The organism is Amycolatopsis thermalba (genome assembly GCF_003385215.1).
Taxonomy (GTDB): domain Bacteria; phylum Actinomycetota; class Actinomycetes; order Mycobacteriales; family Pseudonocardiaceae; genus Amycolatopsis_E; species Amycolatopsis_E thermalba.
Window position 1 is genome coordinate 1 of the sequence record NZ_PQHW01000032.1, and the last position, 16,935, is coordinate 16,935.

The 16,935-nt window shown below is 71.1% G+C and carries 18 protein-coding genes; 5 read left to right on the plus strand and 13 right to left on the minus strand.

Features of this window, described 5'->3' with window-relative positions:
- Positions 1-112 precede the first annotated feature (112 nt).
- Both D0D15_RS15145 and D0D15_RS15150 read right to left on the minus strand, forming a co-directional pair.
- The gene (locus D0D15_RS15145) at positions 113-547 is read right to left on the minus strand and encodes an SRPBCC family protein (RefSeq protein ID WP_094003688.1); all 435 of its coding nucleotides are present in this window, start codon (positions 545-547) and stop codon (positions 113-115) included.
- 45 nt (positions 548-592) lie between these two features.
- Positions 593-1,510 (minus strand): ABC transporter substrate-binding protein, encoded by a 918-nt coding sequence (locus tag D0D15_RS15150; protein WP_094003687.1) that lies wholly within the window; start codon positions 1,508-1,510, stop codon positions 593-595.
- 116 nt (positions 1,511-1,626) lie between these two features.
- On the opposite strand from D0D15_RS15150, the gene D0D15_RS15155 reads away from it, so the two are divergent.
- Both D0D15_RS15155 and D0D15_RS15160 read left to right on the plus strand, forming a co-directional pair.
- On the plus strand, positions 1,627-2,313 hold the full coding sequence (locus D0D15_RS15155; RefSeq protein WP_094003686.1) for an ABC transporter permease: 687 nt from the start codon (positions 1,627-1,629) through the stop codon (positions 2,311-2,313).
- The gene (locus tag D0D15_RS15160) at positions 2,286-3,035 is read left to right on the plus strand and encodes an ABC transporter permease (RefSeq protein ID WP_094003685.1); all 750 of its coding nucleotides are present in this window, start codon (positions 2,286-2,288) and stop codon (positions 3,033-3,035) included. The genes D0D15_RS15155 and D0D15_RS15160 overlap by 28 nt, the downstream gene beginning before the upstream one ends.
- Here D0D15_RS15160 and D0D15_RS15165 read toward each other — a convergent pair.
- The 4 genes from D0D15_RS15165 to D0D15_RS15180 all read right to left on the minus strand — a co-directional run bounded on the left by D0D15_RS15165 (position 3,019) and on the right by D0D15_RS15180 (position 6,223).
- Positions 3,019-3,570: a YbaK/EbsC family protein gene (locus D0D15_RS15165; protein ID WP_094003684.1), complete on the minus strand. Its 552-nt coding sequence runs from the start codon at positions 3,568-3,570 to the stop codon at positions 3,019-3,021. The genes D0D15_RS15160 and D0D15_RS15165 overlap by 17 nt on opposite strands.
- 27 nt (positions 3,571-3,597) lie before the next feature.
- Positions 3,598-3,894 (minus strand): DUF2516 family protein, encoded by a 297-nt coding sequence (locus D0D15_RS15170; RefSeq protein ID WP_094003683.1) that lies wholly within the window; start codon positions 3,892-3,894, stop codon positions 3,598-3,600.
- Between the two features lie 1,271 nt (positions 3,895-5,165).
- On the minus strand, positions 5,166-5,786 hold the full coding sequence (locus tag D0D15_RS15175; protein WP_094003682.1) for a hypothetical protein: 621 nt from the start codon (positions 5,784-5,786) through the stop codon (positions 5,166-5,168).
- A 5-nt stretch (positions 5,787-5,791) separates the two neighbouring features.
- Entirely contained in the window at positions 5,792-6,223 is a 432-nt protein-coding gene (locus D0D15_RS15180; RefSeq protein WP_162830577.1) for a helix-turn-helix domain-containing protein, read from the minus strand.
- A 111-nt stretch (positions 6,224-6,334) separates the two neighbouring features.
- Between D0D15_RS15180 and tgmC the strand changes: the two genes are divergently transcribed.
- Positions 6,335-7,468 carry an ATP-grasp peptide maturase system methyltransferase gene (gene tgmC, locus D0D15_RS15185; protein WP_094003681.1) on the plus strand — a complete coding sequence of 378 codons (1,134 nt, stop codon included), beginning with the start codon at positions 6,335-6,337 and terminating at the stop codon, positions 7,466-7,468.
- A 291-nt stretch (positions 7,469-7,759) separates the two neighbouring features.
- Here tgmC and D0D15_RS15190 read toward each other — a convergent pair whose 3' ends face one another.
- The 6 genes from D0D15_RS15190 to D0D15_RS15215 all read right to left on the minus strand — a co-directional run bounded on the left by D0D15_RS15190 (position 7,760) and on the right by D0D15_RS15215 (position 12,792).
- Positions 7,760-8,383, minus strand: a complete 624-nt coding sequence (locus D0D15_RS15190) for an AAA family ATPase (protein WP_198958121.1) — start codon at positions 8,381-8,383, stop codon at positions 7,760-7,762.
- A 16-nt stretch (positions 8,384-8,399) separates the two neighbouring features.
- Positions 8,400-8,801, minus strand: coding sequence for a TFIIB-type zinc ribbon-containing protein (locus tag D0D15_RS15195; RefSeq protein WP_094003679.1), 402 nt, complete (start codon positions 8,799-8,801; stop codon positions 8,400-8,402).
- A 49-nt stretch (positions 8,802-8,850) separates the two neighbouring features.
- A complete protein-coding gene (locus D0D15_RS15200) occupies positions 8,851-11,088 on the minus strand; it encodes an FtsX-like permease family protein (RefSeq protein WP_094003678.1) in 2,238 nt (745 codons plus the stop codon).
- Positions 11,085-11,759 carry an ABC transporter ATP-binding protein gene (locus D0D15_RS15205; protein ID WP_094003677.1) on the minus strand — a complete coding sequence of 225 codons (675 nt, stop codon included), beginning with the start codon at positions 11,757-11,759 and terminating at the stop codon, positions 11,085-11,087. Before D0D15_RS15205 ends, D0D15_RS15200 begins: the two co-directional genes overlap by 4 nt.
- Entirely contained in the window at positions 11,756-12,280 is a 525-nt protein-coding gene (locus D0D15_RS15210) for a PadR family transcriptional regulator (protein ID WP_094003676.1), read from the minus strand. The genes D0D15_RS15205 and D0D15_RS15210 overlap by 4 nt, the downstream gene beginning before the upstream one ends.
- 149 nt (positions 12,281-12,429) lie before the next feature.
- Positions 12,430-12,792, minus strand: a complete 363-nt coding sequence (locus tag D0D15_RS15215) for a VOC family protein (protein WP_094003675.1) — start codon at positions 12,790-12,792, stop codon at positions 12,430-12,432.
- A gap of 93 nt (positions 12,793-12,885) precedes the next feature.
- On the opposite strand from D0D15_RS15215, the gene D0D15_RS15220 reads away from it, so the two are divergent.
- Positions 12,886-13,341 (plus strand): CGNR zinc finger domain-containing protein, encoded by a 456-nt coding sequence (locus tag D0D15_RS15220; protein WP_094003674.1) that lies wholly within the window; start codon positions 12,886-12,888, stop codon positions 13,339-13,341.
- 766 nt (positions 13,342-14,107) lie between these two features.
- Here D0D15_RS15220 and D0D15_RS15225 read toward each other — a convergent pair.
- A complete protein-coding gene (locus D0D15_RS15225) occupies positions 14,108-15,394 on the minus strand; it encodes a DUF445 domain-containing protein (RefSeq protein ID WP_094003673.1) in 1,287 nt (428 codons plus the stop codon).
- Between the two features lie 29 nt (positions 15,395-15,423).
- On the opposite strand from D0D15_RS15225, the gene D0D15_RS15230 reads away from it, so the two are divergent.
- The gene (locus D0D15_RS15230) at positions 15,424-16,590 is read left to right on the plus strand and encodes a pyridoxal phosphate-dependent aminotransferase (RefSeq protein WP_094003672.1); all 1,167 of its coding nucleotides are present in this window, start codon (positions 15,424-15,426) and stop codon (positions 16,588-16,590) included.
- Positions 16,591-16,935 lie beyond the last annotated feature (345 nt).

Genomic DNA, 16,935 nt, shown 5'->3' on the forward strand with positions numbered 1-16,935 from the left:
AGCCACGGCCCGGCCCGCTACCGCCCCACGCGCCCAGCAACCATCCGCCCGGCCCGACAGCCGCCCCACCCGGCCCGGCCACCCACCGGCAGCCGGTACCCGAGCAGCGCGGCTAGACCAGCTCGGCGAGCTTGCCCAGCACCCCGTCGTAGATCCGGCGCAGCCCACCCGGCGCGAAGGTCTTCTCGAAGAAGCCGCCGATGCCGCCGGCGCCCTCCCAGCTGGTCTCGATCCGCACGACGCTGCGCTCCCCCGCGGGCCGCACCGTCCAGGTGGTGACCATGCTGGAGTTGGCGTCCGTCTCGACGAGGGTGCCCGCCTCCGGCTCGGACACACTCGCCGCGACGTCCCGCACCCGCTTGGAGGTGGCCTGCAGCTTCCACTTCGCCTTGGTGCCGGCGCCGGTCCCGCCCTCGACCACCTCGTAGTCGCGGTAGTGCTCGGTCAGGATCTTCGGCCGGGTCTCGGCGTAGTCCGCGACCAGCGCCCGCACCTTCTCGGCCGGTGCGTCGATCGTTCGTTCCGCGCTGGCGGTGACCTTCGCCATAACCCCTCCTGATCTGCTCGAACCCTGTCCCCGCGACTCTAGCGATCAGATCAGGCCCTGCTGGGACAGCCAGTCCTTCGCCACGTCCGCCACCTGGTCGCCGTCCTCGTCGACCTGCTTGTTCAGCTCGCGCAGCTGCTCGGTGGTCAGCTTGGCGCTCACCGCGTTGACCGCCGCCGCGAAGTCGGCGCCGCGCTCGTCCAGCACCTTCTTGTTCACCGCGGGCACGATGTTCTCGGTGGCCACGATCTTCTGGTCGTCCTCGAGCGCGGTGAAGTCCGGGTTGCCCACCAGCGGGTTCACCGAGTCGAGCGGGATCACCGTGACCGCGCCGGAACGCAGCTGCTCGACCCGCGGACCGGACTCCTGGATGCTCGAGAACGTGACGTTCAGCTTGTAGACGTCACGGAACCCGACGAAGCAGTTGGCCCGGGTGCCGCACTCCGGCGGCCCGGCCAGGATCACCTTGTCGAGCTTCTTCAGGTCGCTGATCGTCTTCAGGCCGTGCTGCTGCGCGAGGTCGGACTTCACCACGTAGGTGTTCTTGTTCTCCGCCGGCGCGTAGTCCAGCAGGCCGACCCCGGACGGCGCGAACAGCTCGGCGAGCTTCGCGTGCTCCGACGCGGCGTCGTTCGGCGCCTGCTCGTTGAACCCGGAGCTGATGGCCGCGCCCTGGTACTCCGGGATGAACTGCAGCTCACCGGACTTCAGCGACGGGTACACCAGCTCCCGCGAGCCGATGTTGAACTTCCGCTGGACCGGGTAGCCCTTCGCCTCCAGCGCCTGCGAGTACACCTCCGCCAGGATCTGGCTGTCCGTGAAGTTGAACGACGCCACCACGATCGGCGCGCCCCCCTTGGCCGGCGCCGCCGAACCGCCGTCGTCCCCGCCACCGCAGGCCGTCAGCCCGAGGACCGCCACCGCGAGCACCCCTGCCACCCGCAGGCTCCGTGTCCACCGCATACCTGTTCACCCTCCCGAATGTTCGTCGCCCGCGACCCTATCCGCACCCACCGACAAAATTCACATCGTGAGATCGCCGGCCGGAAAGTGTCGGTCACCGCCTCTATGCTCGCCCGGTGAGCGAGTACCTGCTGGCCGCCTCCGACCGGCCGCTGTTCGAGTGGCGCTGGGTCGAGCGCAACGCGGACGAGATCGCGCAGCGCCTGGGCGAACACCTGGCGCTGACCGCGGCCGCGCTCGCGATCGGGCTGGTCGTGTCGGTCGCGCTGGCCGTGCTGTCGCTGCGGTGGCGCTGGTTCTACGCGATCGCGCTGGGCGCCGCCGGTGCGCTGTACGTGATCCCGAGCCTGGGCGCGTTCGCGCTGCTGGTGCCGTTCTTCGGCCTGTCGTTCACCACGGCCGTGATCCCGCTGGCCACGTACACGCTGCTGATCCTGCTGCGCAACATCGTCACCGGCATCCAGCAGGTGCCCGCGGAGGTGCGGGAGGCCGCGATCGGCATGGGCTTCACGCGGCTGCGGCTGCTGCTGCGCGTGGAGTTCCCGCTGGCGCTGCCGGTGGTCATCGCCGGGCTGCGGGTCGCGGCGGTGACGACGATCGGGCTGGTCACGGTCACCGCGATGCTCGGCATGGGCGGGCTGGGCTACTTCATCCGGCAGGGCATCCAGACGACCACACCGAACCCGACGGCGATCATCGTCGGCGTCGGGTTGTCGATCGTGCTGGCGGTGCTCGTGGACGCGCTGCTGTGGCTGAGCGAGCGGGCGCTGGCCCCGTGGGCGCGGAAGGCGGGGCGGGCGTGAACGCGTTCGAGCAGGCGCTGGACTGGCTCGGCCAGCCGAACCGGTGGAGCTGGACCGACCCGGCCGGCCTCCCGTACCGGACGCTGGAGCACCTCGGTTTTTCGGCGTTGTCGCTGGTCATCGCGGCCGCGCTGGCGGTGCCGCCGGCGCTGGTGCTGGCGCACTACCGCCGGGGCGCGTTCCTGGCGAGCAGCGCGGTGAACATCGGCCGGGCCATCCCGAGCTTCGGGTTGATCATCCTGTTCTGGTACCTGGCGAGCCGGTGGGAGGTGGACACGTCGTTCTGGCCGCTGCTGCTCGCCCTGGTGGCGCTGGCCCTGCCGCCGCTGTTCACCAACACCTACGCCGGCGTGGTGTCGCTCGAACCGGAGGCGGTGGACGCCGCCCGCGGCATCGGGCACACCGAGGGCCAGATCATGCTGCGGATCGAGCTGCCGCTGGCGTTGCCGGTGGTGCTGGCCGGGGCGCGGGTGGCGTTCCTGCAGCTGGTGGCGACGGTCGCGATCGGCGCGATCGTCAACGACGGCGGCGGGCTGGGCCGGTTCATCGTGGACGGGTTCGCGCAGGGCGCGGGCGGCTACGGCGAGATCCTGGCCGGCGGGCTGGCGGTCATCGCGCTGGCCCTGGTGTGCGAGGGCGTGTTCGCCCTGCTGGAGCGGTTCGCCGTGCCGCGGGGGCTGACGTCGTCGCGCCGGGAGACGCTGTCTACGCGACCGGTTTAGCCAGGCCGTCGATCACCTCGGCGCCGGGCAGTGACGCGAGGAGGTCGCCGGTGACCAGGAGTTTCCCGCCGCGGATGCCGCTGCCGATGACGAGTTCCGGCGAGTCGGCGACGGCCTTGTCGATGAGGATGGGCCAGTCCGCGGGCAGCCCGACCGGCGTGATGCCGCCGTAGGCCATGCCGGTGAGCGCGACGGCCTCGTCCATCGGGGCGAAGGAGGCTTTGCGCACGTCCAGGCGGCGCTTGATGACGCCGTTGACGTCGGCGCGGGTGGTGGCGAGCACCAGCGCGGCGGCGAAGCGAACCTCGCCGGCCCGCTTCCCGGCGACGACGACGCAGTTGGCGGACGCGTCGAGGGGCGAGCCGTAGGCCTCGCAGAACGCGGCGGTGTCGGCGAGTTCGGGGTCGATCTCGACGGCGCCCACGCTGTCGGGGTCGAGGGCGGCCAGCGCCTTCGCGACGGGCTCGGCCAGCAGGTCGGTGCGTTCGGTGGCCGGGTGGACGGTCAACGTCCCGGCGATGGTCCAGGTCCTCACGCCGTCAGGATAAGCAGTCGGCCGGGGTCACCAGTTCTTGCCGCCGCGCTGGACCTCGATCAGCCGCGGCCGGACGTCGACCAGGTAGACCAGAACGGCCACGATGCCGGCCAGCCAGAAGAGAGTGCCGGCCCCGCCGAAGCCGAAGAGCCCCATGGCGACCGTGCCGGCACCGGTGATGGCGAGCCAGATGGGCTTCGTCTTGCGGTCCGCGGCCTGGTAGGCGTCCGAGCGCTGGAGAAGGGCGTGCACGAACGCGCCGAGGCCCACCAGCGCACCCACCCAGCTGATGACCTGCATGATCCAGTACGCGATGAACGGCACGTCCCTAGCCTACGTCCCTTCGCCCCCGCCGTCGGAATCCCTCGTGTCCAGAATGCCACGACCACCCCGACCCGTCACCGGCGCCCGCTCACCTCGCGAGACACCGCGCCGCACCCCACTCACCCCCGAACGCATGGAGCGGCCCGGTCCCTGGGACCAGGCCGCTCCTGCCGGACGGGCACGCACCGGCCGGCTGACTGTCCATTCGACAATCCCCGGCACGGCCGCCCTCACCGGACACGCGGCCCACTCCGCACTCCCGACCCGGCAATCACCGACAGGGCCGCGTCCGCGGAGCACCTTGTTCACTCAGCTGTTTGCCCCAGCCACGCCCACTGAACGGCCACCGGCACGCCCAGGCTCCCGGGGACGTTGCTCGCTCAACCCGGCCACGCAGCCACGCCACTCACTCAGCAACCCCCGGCACAGCCGAGTTCACAGGGCCTTACACGCTCAACCCCACAACCCAACCGCGACACTCAGCAGCCACCGGCACAGCCGGGCTCGCAGCGCGCCCTGCTCACTCAACCCGGCCACGCAGCCACGCCACTCACTCAGCAACCCCCGGCACAGCCGAGTTCACAGGGCCTTACACGCTCAACCCCACAACCCAACCGCGACACTCAGCAGCCACCGGCACGGCCAGGCTCGCAGCGCGCCCTGCTCACTCACCCCGCGACCCAGCCACACCACTCAGCAGCCACTGGCACGGCCGCGTCCGCGAGGCGCCCTGCTCGCTCTACCCCGCGCCCAGCCACGCCACTCAACAATCACCGGCACAGCCGGGCTCGCAGGGCGCCCTGCTCACCCACCCCGCAACCCAGCCACACCACGGAGCAGCCCCCGGCACAGCCGGGCTCGCGGGGCCTTGCTCACTCAGCCCCTCGAAGCCCACTCAGCAGCCACCGGCACAGCCGGGCTCGCTAGGCACCTTGCTCACTCACCCCGCGACCCAACCACGCCACTCAGCAGCCACCGGCACGGCCGCGTCCGCGAGGCGCCCTGCTCGCTCTACCCCGCGCCCAGCCACACCACTCAACAATCACCGGCACAGCCGGGCTCGCAGGGCACCTTGCTCACTCACCCCGCAACCCAGCCACACCACGGAGCAGCCCCCGGCACAGCCGGGCTCGCGGGGCCTTGCTCACTCAGCCCCTCGAAGCCCACTCAGCAATAACCGGCACGGCCGGGCTCGCAGGGCACCTTGCTCACTCGACCCCGCGCCCCAGCCGCGCCTCAGCAGTCCCCGACGCAGCCGCCGGGTGCCTGTCCTACTTGGTCGTCTTCGGCGTGGTCGCGTTCGCCGGGCGCTTGGCCGGCGTCGTGCTCCGGCGGGTGGCCGGGGCCTTCGTCGTGGCGGTCTTCGGGGCCGGCTTGGCCTGCTCCTCCTGGACCTCGTCCTCGATCTTGTCCGCGACCTCGTCCGCGGCCTCGGCGACCTTCTCGCCACCGGCGCGGGTCCGCTTCGCGACCAGGCCGAGCACGTCCTCGACCTTCTCGCGTGCCTCGGTGCTCACCTCGCCGACACGCTCCTGCGCGGTCGACAGCGCCTCCTCGACCTGCTCGAGCACGCCCTTCACGCGCGGCTCGGCGAGGAACTTGTCCCACGCCTGCTCACCGGTCTCGGCCAGCTTGTTGTACAGCTTCAGCGCGGCCTCGGTGTACTCGTCGATGACCTTGCGCAGCTCGTTCGGGTCGAGCTTCTCGCGCAGGGTGGTCACCTCGGTCGGCAGCTCTTCGATGTTCTTGCGCGCGACCTCGCTGCCCTCGACGACCCGCTCGCGGGCCTTCCCCACGGCCTCGACGACGGCCTGGCCGGCCAGGTTGCCGGCGCCCAGGGCGGCCAGCAGCGGCGTGCGGAGCTGTTCGATGGCGGTCTTGGTGCTGGGCATTGTGCTCACTCCTTGGCGATGACGGTGGTTTGTCCTCGATCGCCGCCCGCCGCCGCGTTCTCCCGGCGGAACGACTCGTACACGTCGAGCAGGACCTGCTTCTGCCGCTCGGTCAGCTCGGTGTCCGCGCGGATCGCGTCGGTCACCGGGCCACCGGTGGGCAGGTCGAGGATTCCGGCCTGCACGTAGAGCGCTTCCGCGGAGATCCGCAGTCCCTTGGCGATCTGCTGCAGGATCTCCGCGCTGGGCTTGCGCACCCCGCGCTCGATCTGGCTCAGGTACGGATTGGACACTCCGGCGAGCTTTGCCAGCTGCCGCAAGGAGATCTTCGCGTTGTTGCGTTGCTGGCGGATGTACTCGCCGATCCCGGAGGCGATGTCGGCGACCTTCTCCACCGGTCCGCCCGCCGAGTTCTCGTGGCCGTTGTCCTCCGACATGTCAGTCCATCTCCTCGCGACGATTCCAACAGTACGCCGGGGTGCTAGCTATTGCAAGCACCCTGCTTGCAACCATCGGGTGTTACTTGAGTCACCCATTACGGTGGGGGTGTGCACAGCACGGCACGCCGCCGGCACCAGTTGGCCGAGTCGTTGCGCCGGGACGGGATGATCACCGATCCGGCCTGGCTCGACGCGTTCCGGCGGGTGCCGCGGCATGCGTTCGTGCCCCGGTACTTCCTGTCCCGGCCGGGTGGCTGGCGGGCCGTCGACCGCACCGACGAGGACTGGCTCGACCACGTCTACGCCGACCAGGTGCTGGTCACCCAGCTCGACGGCGATCCGCAGGCGTGGGAACGCGCCCGGCGGGAGGGCGTGGTGCGCGGCAGCCCGACCTGTTCGTCGAGCATGCCGGGGATCATGGCCGTGATGCTCGAGGAGCTGTCGGTGCGCGCCGGGCACCGGGTCCTGGAGATCGGCACCGGCACCGGTTACAACGCCGCCCTGCTGTCCGAACGACTCGGCTCGTCGCTGGTGTCCACAGTGGATGTCGACGAGGAGTTGGTGCGGCTCGCCGCGGAGCGGTTGTCGCTGTGCGGGTACCACCCGGCGGTCGCGGTCCAGGACGGGGTGGAGGGGTTTCCGGCGCAGGCGCCCTTCGACCGCGTGCTGTGCACGTGTGCGGTGTCGGAGGTGCCGGTCGCATGGCTGGATCAGACGGCACCCGGCGGGATCGTGGTGACGACTCTGAACCGCCCGATCGGCGCCGGCCTGGTGCGGCTGATCGTGATGCCGGGCCCGGTCGCGCGCGGCCGGATCCTGGGCCGCGACGGGCGGTTCATGCCGTTGCGGGCGCACCGCCTCGTCGATCCGGTGTCGCTGCCGGAGATCTCCGGCCCGGTGCGTCCCACGGAGCTCAGCACCGACCTGGTCCTGCACCCGTCGAGCCGGTTCGAGTTCTTCGCGGGGCTGGCGCTGCCGAAGGTGGTGCCGGTCGTCCGCGGCGATGACACGTTCCTCCTGCACGGCGACGGATCATGGGCCCGCGTGGCGACGCACGCCGGCCGGACGATGGTGGCACAGGGCGGCCCGCGACGGCTGTGGGACCTGGCGGAGGGGGCCCACCGGCTGTGGAAGTCGCTCGGCAAGCCCGGCCGTGAGCGGTTCGGGCTGACGGTGACGCCCCAGCAGCAGGAAATCTGGCTCGACGATCCGGATGGCGACCACCGGTGGCCGCTGACCTGACGCGGGGGTGCGGCTCGCCGCGACGCCGCCGGTGAAACCGACGGCAACGACGCAACGTGGTGGCGGCGCCCCCTACCTGCCTCGGATACCAGCAGCAGGACGGCCAACCGCCGCACGATCCCCGCGCCGCGGGAGGGGAGGCCGGACGGCCACGCAGCCCCTTCCGCTCCTGCGATTGGCAGCCAGACCACCGCACGCGATTCGCGATCCTCCCGGAAAGCCTGGCGCGCGGCCCCAGACCATCCCACGGCAGGCCCACGCGTCGACGGTGAAGCAGCCCGCGCAGCTGGGTCAAGGCAGGTGGCTTTCGACCCACTCCGCCGCGTGCTCGACACTCTCTTCGAAAGTTGCGCTCGTCGTGTCGAAGAGGGTGACCGGTGGGTCGAGGGTGTCGGCGTTCTTCTGCAGCCACTCGTTGAACTCGAGCATCTCGGCGATGCGCGGCTCGTCCCAGCCGCGCCAGGCCGGGCGGGCCCGGAGGCGCCTGGCGAGCACTTCACCGTCGGCGACGAGCGCGAGGTAGTGGATCTCGCTGAACAGGGCACGCTCGGGCAGGGTCTCGAACTCCGGGGGCACGACGGTGCCGCACAGCACGACCGGGCGGCCGTTCTGGTGAACCATCGCGGCCATCCGCAGCCAGGTACCGCGGAACGTCGGGTGCCCGTTCACGTCGTCGCGCAGGCCCGCCACCCACAGCACGTCCTGCTCCAGCACGGTGACCCGCCCGCCGAGCCGCTCGACCAGGGCCGGACCGACGGTCGACTTACCCGCCCCGCTCGGCCCGGTCAACGCGAACAGCGGCAACCGGCGGAAGGGCCAGCGGTGACCGCACTGGTGGCACAACCGCGTGTTGCCCTCCACGGCCGGGACCTCAGCCAGGTCCCCGCATCGAGGGCAGATGCGGGGATCCAGCATCGCTTCCGGCACCGCGTCAGTCGAAGAGCTGCTCGAGGAAGCCCCGCTTGCGGTGCCCCCGGTGGCCGCCGTACGGCCGCGGCGAATCGGAGTAGTGGCCGCCCCCCTGGTACGGCCGGGGCGAGTCGGAGTACCCGTGCCCACCCCGGTAGGGACGCGGCGAGTCGCCGTGGCCGTGGCCGCCGTACGGCCGCGGCGAATCCCGGTAAGCCGCGGTATGCCCGGCTCCTGGGTACGGCGGAGCTGCGGCGGGCCCGCCGTAGTAAGCGCTCTCCGCGCCCACGATCTGCTCCAGCTCGCCACGGTCCAGGAAGATGCCCCGGCAGCCTTCACACTGCTCGATGTGGATGCCGTTCTTGTTGACGGTGCGCATCACGTTTTGACACTTCGGACAAATCACGTATGCCACCCTACGCATGATCCGGCCTGCCGGGAGTGGTGTCCGCCGGTTTCCTGCCCAGAACGTGTCACTCGGCCCGTAGCGCCTCCACTCTGGTGACCCCCCGGAGCGCGGGCAACGCCGCGCCGGTCACCGCGAACACCAGGGCCACGGCCACCACCGCGGCGATGCCGATGAAGCCCGCGTCCACGTGCAGCACCATGTGTGGGCTCAGCAGCCGCACGATGAGGGCGCCCGTGCCGATCGCCACCCCCACGGCGACCGCCACGCCGAACACCAGCGGGATCGCGTTCTGCCAGAGCAGCGAACGTCCCAGGACCGGCAGCGGCACACCGGAGGCGTGCATCGCCGCGAAGGCCCTCCGGCGTTCGCTGAGCTGCCCCGCCAGCAGCACCAGCAGGCTGATCGCCGCGATGACGAGTCCCAGCAGGCCGCCGGTGTAGAGCAGGCTGTTGACCGCCGACAGGAAGTCGTCGCTCCCACCGCCGAGGTACTCGTCCTCGCTGTGGACGGCCACCTGCCACCCGAACGGCCCCAGCGCGGCCCGGGCTCGATCCAAAGCGCCGTGATCGCCGGGGGTCACCAGGAGTTCGATCATCCGTCCGCCGTCCGGCAGTTGCTGTGCCCTGGCGACTTCCGGCGTGACCGCCACCCCAGCGCCGTTGGCGAGAACGGCGCTCCCAGGGGCCACCGAAGCCGCGTTCGCCGGGACCACGAACCGCACCCCGTCCACCGTCGCTGGCGCACCCGCCTGAACATCCGAGCCGGCCACCACGTAGGCGTCGCCGTCCGCGCACCCGGACACGCCGAAGAGGTGCGTCAGCACGGGGCACGGGGCGACCAGCAACTCGACCGGCCTCCCACTCTCGAGGCTCGCCGACAGCCTCTGGACGCGATACGCGCCGGTCACCCCTGGCGTCCCGTCGACCAGGCGCACCGACTCCGCCTCGGCGGACTCGGTGACGTTGAGGTACGCGATGCCCGTGGCGATCTGTGCACGGTTCGCGTGCGCGGCGGTAGAGCCGATCATCGTCTGCAGTGTGATCACCCCGGCGAGCACGACCACCACGCCCGCCACGACCCGGTTCGGCGTGCCGCTGTCCAGCTGCAGTCGACGAACGGCCAGCTGCCACGCCGGGCTTCCGCCCCGGATCCGCCGGACCACGAACTCCGTGAACCACGGCATGACCGCGGGGACGCCGATCAGCAGGAAGGTCGACCCGGCGAGCAGGAACGGCAGGGTGCTGCCCGGGCTGGCCGACACCCCCAGGAGCTTGTCCGGCAGCAACAGCACGACACCGAGCGCGAGCAGGACCAGCCGCCACCACAGCCGCCTCCGCTCCGACTTCGCGTTGCGCAGCACCGCGAGCGGTTCGACGACGAGCCGCCGTAGCCCCAACCACGCCGGCCCGATCGCGAGCACCGGAACGAGCAGGGCCGCCGCCACCCCCAGTGGCCAGCCCGGGACGAAGTCGGAGTGGAAGACGGTGATCCCGTCGAACTCCAGCTCCATCGCCACTGGGCGCACGGCGAGGTAGAGAGCGAGGCCCAGCCCTCCCCCAGCCAGGGCACCGGCCAGTGACTCGCCGGCCGCGATGCGGTGCACCTGCCCACGACGCGCCCCCGCGAGACGGAGGGTGGACAGCCGCCGCTCCCGCTCCGCACCACCGATCCGGCTCGCTGCGCTCAGCAACACGAGCATCGGGATGAGCAGCACGACGACGCTGACGACCAGCAGGAAGATCAACTGTGGTGAAGCGCTGTCCGTCGCCGCGCCCGCGCCGAAACCGCTGACCGCGAACCCCCAGCTCGCGGCACGGATACCGGTGGCTCCCACATAGGCGAACAGTTCGTCCGGACCGTCGAGCCCGTCCGGTGCGATCGTGCCGACCACCCGCTCGGGAAACCTCTCCCGCAGCAGCGGGTCTGCCGCGATCCGCTCGGCCAGCGCCGGTGACACCACCATTTCCCCTGGCTGTGGGATCGCGGCCAGCCCGGGCGGGACCGGCGCATCCGGACCGGCGGCCTCCAGCCAGGTGGCCGTCAACGTCCGATCACCGTCCGGTGTGGTCTGCGAGGACACGTACAACGACGCGGGCCCGCCCACGGTCACCGGTTCCCGTCCGTCGATGCGGTCGCTCCGCTCGCTGAGCGCGTGGGTCGCGCTCGCGAGCAACAGGAGCATCGCCACCGACAATCCGATGCCGACCGTCGTCAGCACCATCCGGGGCAGATTGGCCCGGAAGGTCCGGCCACCCCCGACGGCCAGCCGGAAGCCCAGCGCGAAGTCGTTGAGCAGGCTCACGGGACCGCCACCCGCTGCGGCGTCCGGCCGTCGCGGACGATGACCTCTCGGTCCGAGTGAGCCGCCACCCGGAGGTCGTGCGTGACCAGCACGACCGCGGCGCCCGACTCCTTCGCCGTGGCCACGAGCAGACGCATGACGTGCTCGCCGTTGAGCGAGTCGAGCGCACCGGTCGGCTCGTCGGCGAAGACGACCTTCGGCGTGGTGATGAGGGCTCGCGCGATCGCCACCCGCTGCCCCTGACCGCCCGACACCTCGCCGGGCCGCTTGGCGGCGAGGTCGCCGAGTTCGAACCGGTCGAGCGCCTGCCGGGCCGACGCCTCGGCGGGTTTGCGCCTCATCCCGCCCAGGCGCAGCGGTAGCGCGACGTTCTCCAGGCACGACAGTTCCGGAACCAGCTGACCGAACTGGAAGACGAATCCGAACTCGCTGCGGCGCAACGAAGACCGGTCCGCGTCGGACATGCTCGCGAGGTCACGCTCCCGGTAGACGACCGAGCCTTCGTCCGGCGGGACGATCCCGGCGAGGCAGTGGAGCAACGTGGACTTGCCGGACCCGGACGGCCCCATGACGGCGACGACTTCGCCCGCTTCGATCTCGAAGTCGGCGCCCCGCAACGCTTCCGTGGGCCCGAAGGATTTGCGCAGGCCGGTGGCCCTGAGCAGAGTCATGCCCCCACCTGCTTGGCGAGTTCGTCGAGGCGGGCGGCGGTCAGTTCGAGCCAGCGCAGGTCCGCTTCCAGGTGGAACAGGGCGTGGTCGCAGATGAGCGTGTCCGCCAGATCGCCCTCGGCCTTGCGCCGGGTCAGCTCGCGCATCACCTTCAGGTGCGCCGCGCGCTGGGTGTCGAGCACCGTCGCGGCGTCCCGGCCGGACAGCAGTGCGAGAACGACCTTGGTGTACAGCGTGTTCTGCAGGTACACCTCCGGCTTTTCCGGGGTCGCGAGCCACCGCTCGACGTCGGTGATCCCGGCATCGGTGATCGCGTAGCTCTTGCGTTCCGGCCCGCCACCCGGTTCGACTCCGCTCTCGGTGACCAGCCCGTTGCGGAGCAGGCGCGCCAGGGTGGCGTACACCTGCCCGTAGTGCAGCGGCCGGTCGTGCCCGAAGCGCTCGTCGTAGGCGCGTTTGAGCTCGTAGCCGTGTCGAGGACCCGCCTCGAGCAGACCGAGAAGTGTTTGTCCGATCGCCATGGACACGACTATACACACGATGTATAGTCGTTGTCTATACACCCCATGTATAGCAACAGCCGCCGGTGTGAACAGAGGTGGTTCAGGTGGCCGAGCCGGCAGATCGGCCACCCGGCCGCCATCACGCCCCAGTTACTCGCTCCAGGAGGTCAACAGGCACAAAGACAGAACGGATGACCGGCCGGATCGGCGTAGACGCGGAACCGTTTCGCGTCGTCGAGCAGTTCCGCGCCGAGCGACACCGCGTGCTCGTGCGCCGCTTCGAGATCTGTGACGTCCAGATCGAGATGCAGTTGCTGCGGGACGTCCTGCCCGGGCCACTCCGGCGCCCGGTACGACTCCACCCGCTGGAAGGAGACCCGAACCCCGCTCGGGTCCTCCAGAACCACCCAGCTGCCGTCGTCGTCCACCTTCGGCTCGGGCAGGTCGAGCAGGCGCGCGTAGAACCCGGCCAGCGCCACGGGATCCGGACAGTCGAGAACGATCGCACCCAGCTTCGTCACCGCGCTCATGACGGATCCTCCCAGAGATGTCGGATAACCAGTGAAAGGAGTATGAGAGTTACGCGATACGTCCGCAACCACCGTTCGGCTTACACTGGTCACGTGAGCTCGGCGGACGTGTCCCTCGTGGTGGATTTCCTCAATACCCTCGACGTGGAGGACGACACTGATGTGCTCACGAACGCGGCCGGCTGGCGCGGATGGAGCCACGAACGCGGACTGGAAGCAGGTCCGGTGTCCGCGGCGCGGTCCGCCCGCGCGGCCCTGCGCGCCGCGGTAGGCGACACCCTGAGGCCGTCGCCGCTGACGGTTCCGGTCACGGTCCAACTGGCTCCCGACGGCCCGGCTCTGGTCGCGCGCGACGCCGTCGGGGCGGTGATGGCCGCGGCCGCCCGCCTGGCCGTGCTCGGTCAGTGGTCACGCGTGAAGATCTGCCCGGCGGACGACTGTCGCTGGGCGTTCTACGACGAGTCCCGCAACCGGTCGCGCACCTGGTGCTCGATGCGGGTGTGCGGCAACCGGGAGAAGGCGCGCAGCTGGCGGCAACGTCAAGCCTGAATTGCCGGTCGAGTTGCCCACAGCGCACCTGTGGACAACTCATCCACCTGTGGACAACCGGGGCAGGGCTGGGCAGAACTCCGCGCCGGTCGCGGATTGGCTGACACCGGGCGGTTCGGAACAGGGACCGACTGATCGCAACGGGGGCTGGCTCCTCGCGACAACTGACGGGGCGCACCCATGGGCACAACAGCGGGCTGACAGAACAGGCTGCTTGGCACAACGGCGGGCTGGTTGCAACACCGGCGGGCTGGTTGCAACACCGGCGGGGCCGCGTGGCAGCAGGCCGGCGAAACGGCCGGCTGGGCGCCACACCGAGTGGGACGCAAACGTCGGCTCGACGCAACCCTGGCGGGACGCAAACCAGCTGGGCGCAACGCCGACCGGAGGTAACGCCGCTCTGCGCAACTCCGACTCGGCGTAACCGCGGCGAGCCGCAACCCCGGCTCGGCGCAGCCCCGGCCGGCCGCGAGCCCATCGCGTCGCTACCCCGCCCCGGCTGGCCGCTACCCCGGCGACTACAACGCCGGCCGGCCACAAGCCCGGCACGCCGCTACCCCGCACGCCGCTACCCGCCTGGGCGCAACCCTGGCCGGCGCAGCAACCCGGCTGGGCGCGACCGTGGATGGGCGGAACAGCAGGCCGGGCGGAACACCAGGCCGAGCGGAACACCAGGCCGGGCGGAACACCAGGCCGGGCGCGACAGCAGGCCGGGCGGGACAGCAGGCCGGGCGGGACAGCAGGCCGGGGACCACCAGGCGGCTGGTCAGAACAGCAGCTGCGCCACGGTGTAGATCACCAGGCCGGCGAGCGCGCCGACGACGGTGCCGTTGATCCGGATGAACTGGAGGTCCCGGCCGACCTGTAGCTCGACCTTGCGCGAGGTTTCCTCGGCGTCCCAGCGCTCGACGGTGTCGGTGATGATCGTGGTGATCTCGGTCGAATAGTTGCGCACGACGTAGGCGGCGGCGCCCTGGACCCATCCGTCCACCTTGCCGCCGAGGCCCTCGTCGGACACCAGGCGCTCGCCCAGGGTCCGCAGGCCCTCGCGGACGCGCCGGCGCAGCTCGCTGGACGGGTCCTCCGCCGCGTTGAGCAGCATGCCCTTCGCGGTGCTCCACGCCGAACCGATCAGCTTCTGCACGTCGGGGTGGTCGAGGATCTGCTGCTTGACCTGCTCGGCGCGGGCCATGGTCTCCGGGTCGTTCTGCAGGTCCTGCGCGAACTCGCCGAGGAACTTGTCCAGGGCCAGGCGCATCGGGTGGTTCACGTCGGTCTTCACCGCCCACGCGAACGAGAGGACCTCGCCGTAGACCTTGTCGGCCAGCATGGCGTCGACGAACTTGGGCGACCAGCTCGGCGCGCGGTCGGAGACCACGCGAAGCACGGTCGCGTGGTTGTCGCGCACCCACTCGTACGCGCGGTCGCACATCAGGTCCACGAGCTTGTAGTGCGCGCCGTCGGCGAAGACCTGCTGCAGCAGCTTGCCCAGCGGCGGGCCCCACGGCTGCTCGACGACCCGCCGCACGACCGCCTGCTCCATGACGGCCTGCACGTCCTCGTCCTTGAGCACGGTCACCACGCCGCGCACGACGGTGGCGAGCTCGGAGGTGACCCGCTCGGCGTTCTCCGGCTTGGCCAGCCACTCCCCGAACCGCCGGGAGACCTGGACGCGCTGCAGCTTGTCGCGGACCACGTGCTCGGACAGGAAGTTCGTGCCGACGAACTCGCCGAGGCTGCTGCCGATCATGTTCTTCTTGCTGGGGATGATCGCCGTGTGCGGGATCGGCAGACCCAGCGGCCGCCGGAACAGCGCGGTCACGGCGAACCAGTCCGCCAGCGCGCCGACCATCCCGGCCTCGGCGGCGGCACGCACGTACCCGACCCAGCCCGGCCAGCCGGCCGACTGGGCCCACGTGGCCAGCAGGAAGATCACGGTCGCGCCGAGCAGGAAGGCGAGCGCCACCAGCTTCATCCGGCGCAGCGCCCGCCGCTTGCCCTCCTGGTCCGGGACCGGGGGAAGGCTGACGTCAGCGGGGGTCAGTTGCTCCACGACCCCATTGTCCGTGAGGATCGGCCATTATGCGCGAACCAGCTCTCGTCCCCCGGCTGCGGCCGTTCACGTCGACCATCTTCGCGGAGATGACCGCACTCGCGGTGCGAACCGGAGCGGTCAACCTCGGCCAGGGCTTCCCGGACACCGACGGACCGTCCGGAATGCTCGACGCCGCGAAGAACGCGCTGTTCGGCGGCGCGAACCAGTACCCGCCGGGCCCCGGCCGGCCGGAGCTGCGCGCGGCGATCGCGCGGCACCGGGCGCGCTACGGGTTGTCCTACGACCCGGACAGCGAGATCCTCGTCACCGCGGGAGCCACGGAGGCCATTTCCGCCGCGCTGCTCGCGCTGACCGAGCCCGGCGACGAGGTCGTGGTGATCGAGCCGTACTACGACTCGTACGCGGCCGCGGTCGCGATGGCGGGCGCGGCCCGGCGGGTGGTGTCGCTGGTCGAGGGCGCCGACGGGCGGTTCGCGCTCGACCTCGCCGCGCTGCGGGCCGCGGTCACCCCGGCGACCCGGGCGGTCCTGGTGAACTCGCCGCACAACCCCACCGGAACCGTTTTCACGCGCGAGGAACTCTCGGCGATCGCGGAGTTGTGCTGCGAGCGGGACCTCATCGCGGTGACCGACGAGGTGTACGAGCACCTGGTCTTCGACGACGCCGAGCACGTGCCGCTGGCCGCGTTCCCCGGGATGCGCGATCGGACGGTGTCGATCTCCAGCGCGGGCAAGACGTTCAACTGCACGGGCTGGAAGATCGGCTGGGTGTGCAGCAGCCCCGAGCTCGTGGCGGCGGTGCGGGCGGCGAAGCAGTTCATGACGTTCGTGTCGGGCGGGCCGTTGCAACCGGCGGTCGCGCACGCGCTCGACCACGAGCTGCCGTGGGTGGAGTCGTTGCGGACGTCGCTGGCGGCCAAGCGCGACCGGCTGTCGGCGGGACTGGCGGCGGCGGGCTTCGCGGTGCGGCCGAGCCTCGGGACGTACTTCGTGTGCGCCGACGTGCGGCCGCTGGGCTTCACGGACGCCGCCGAGCTGGCCTGGCAGCTGCCGGAGCGGGTCGGGGTGGCGGCCGTGCCGGTCAGCGTGTTCACCGACCACCCGGCGGAGTGGCGCCACGTGCTGCGGTTCGCGTTCTGCAAGCGGGACGAGGTGCTGGACGAGGCGATCGAGCGGCTGCACAAGCTGGCTTGACCCCGGACCTGACCAGCGAGCGGCGACGGACGGCGTGGGGAGGCGCACCCTCGGGGGTGGTCGTGTGGACACGGCCGAGGGTGCGCTTCTCTCCCGGCTCGACGAGCACCATCGAGCCACGCCCAGGTGGGCCATGAGGCGCGACGGCCCGCGGGGCGAAGAGCGCGGCTTCGAGAGCGCCACGGCGGCCTCGGCGGGTGGTGGGCGACGGCTCGGTGAAGTCCACCGGAACACGCTCAGGACGCCCCCGCCGCGCGCCCGGCCACTGCGCCAAAGCGCGCGCTTCGACAGCGACGCAAGAGCCGGGGTGGGTGGTGCGCGAAACCGCTCCGGCGAACTCCACCG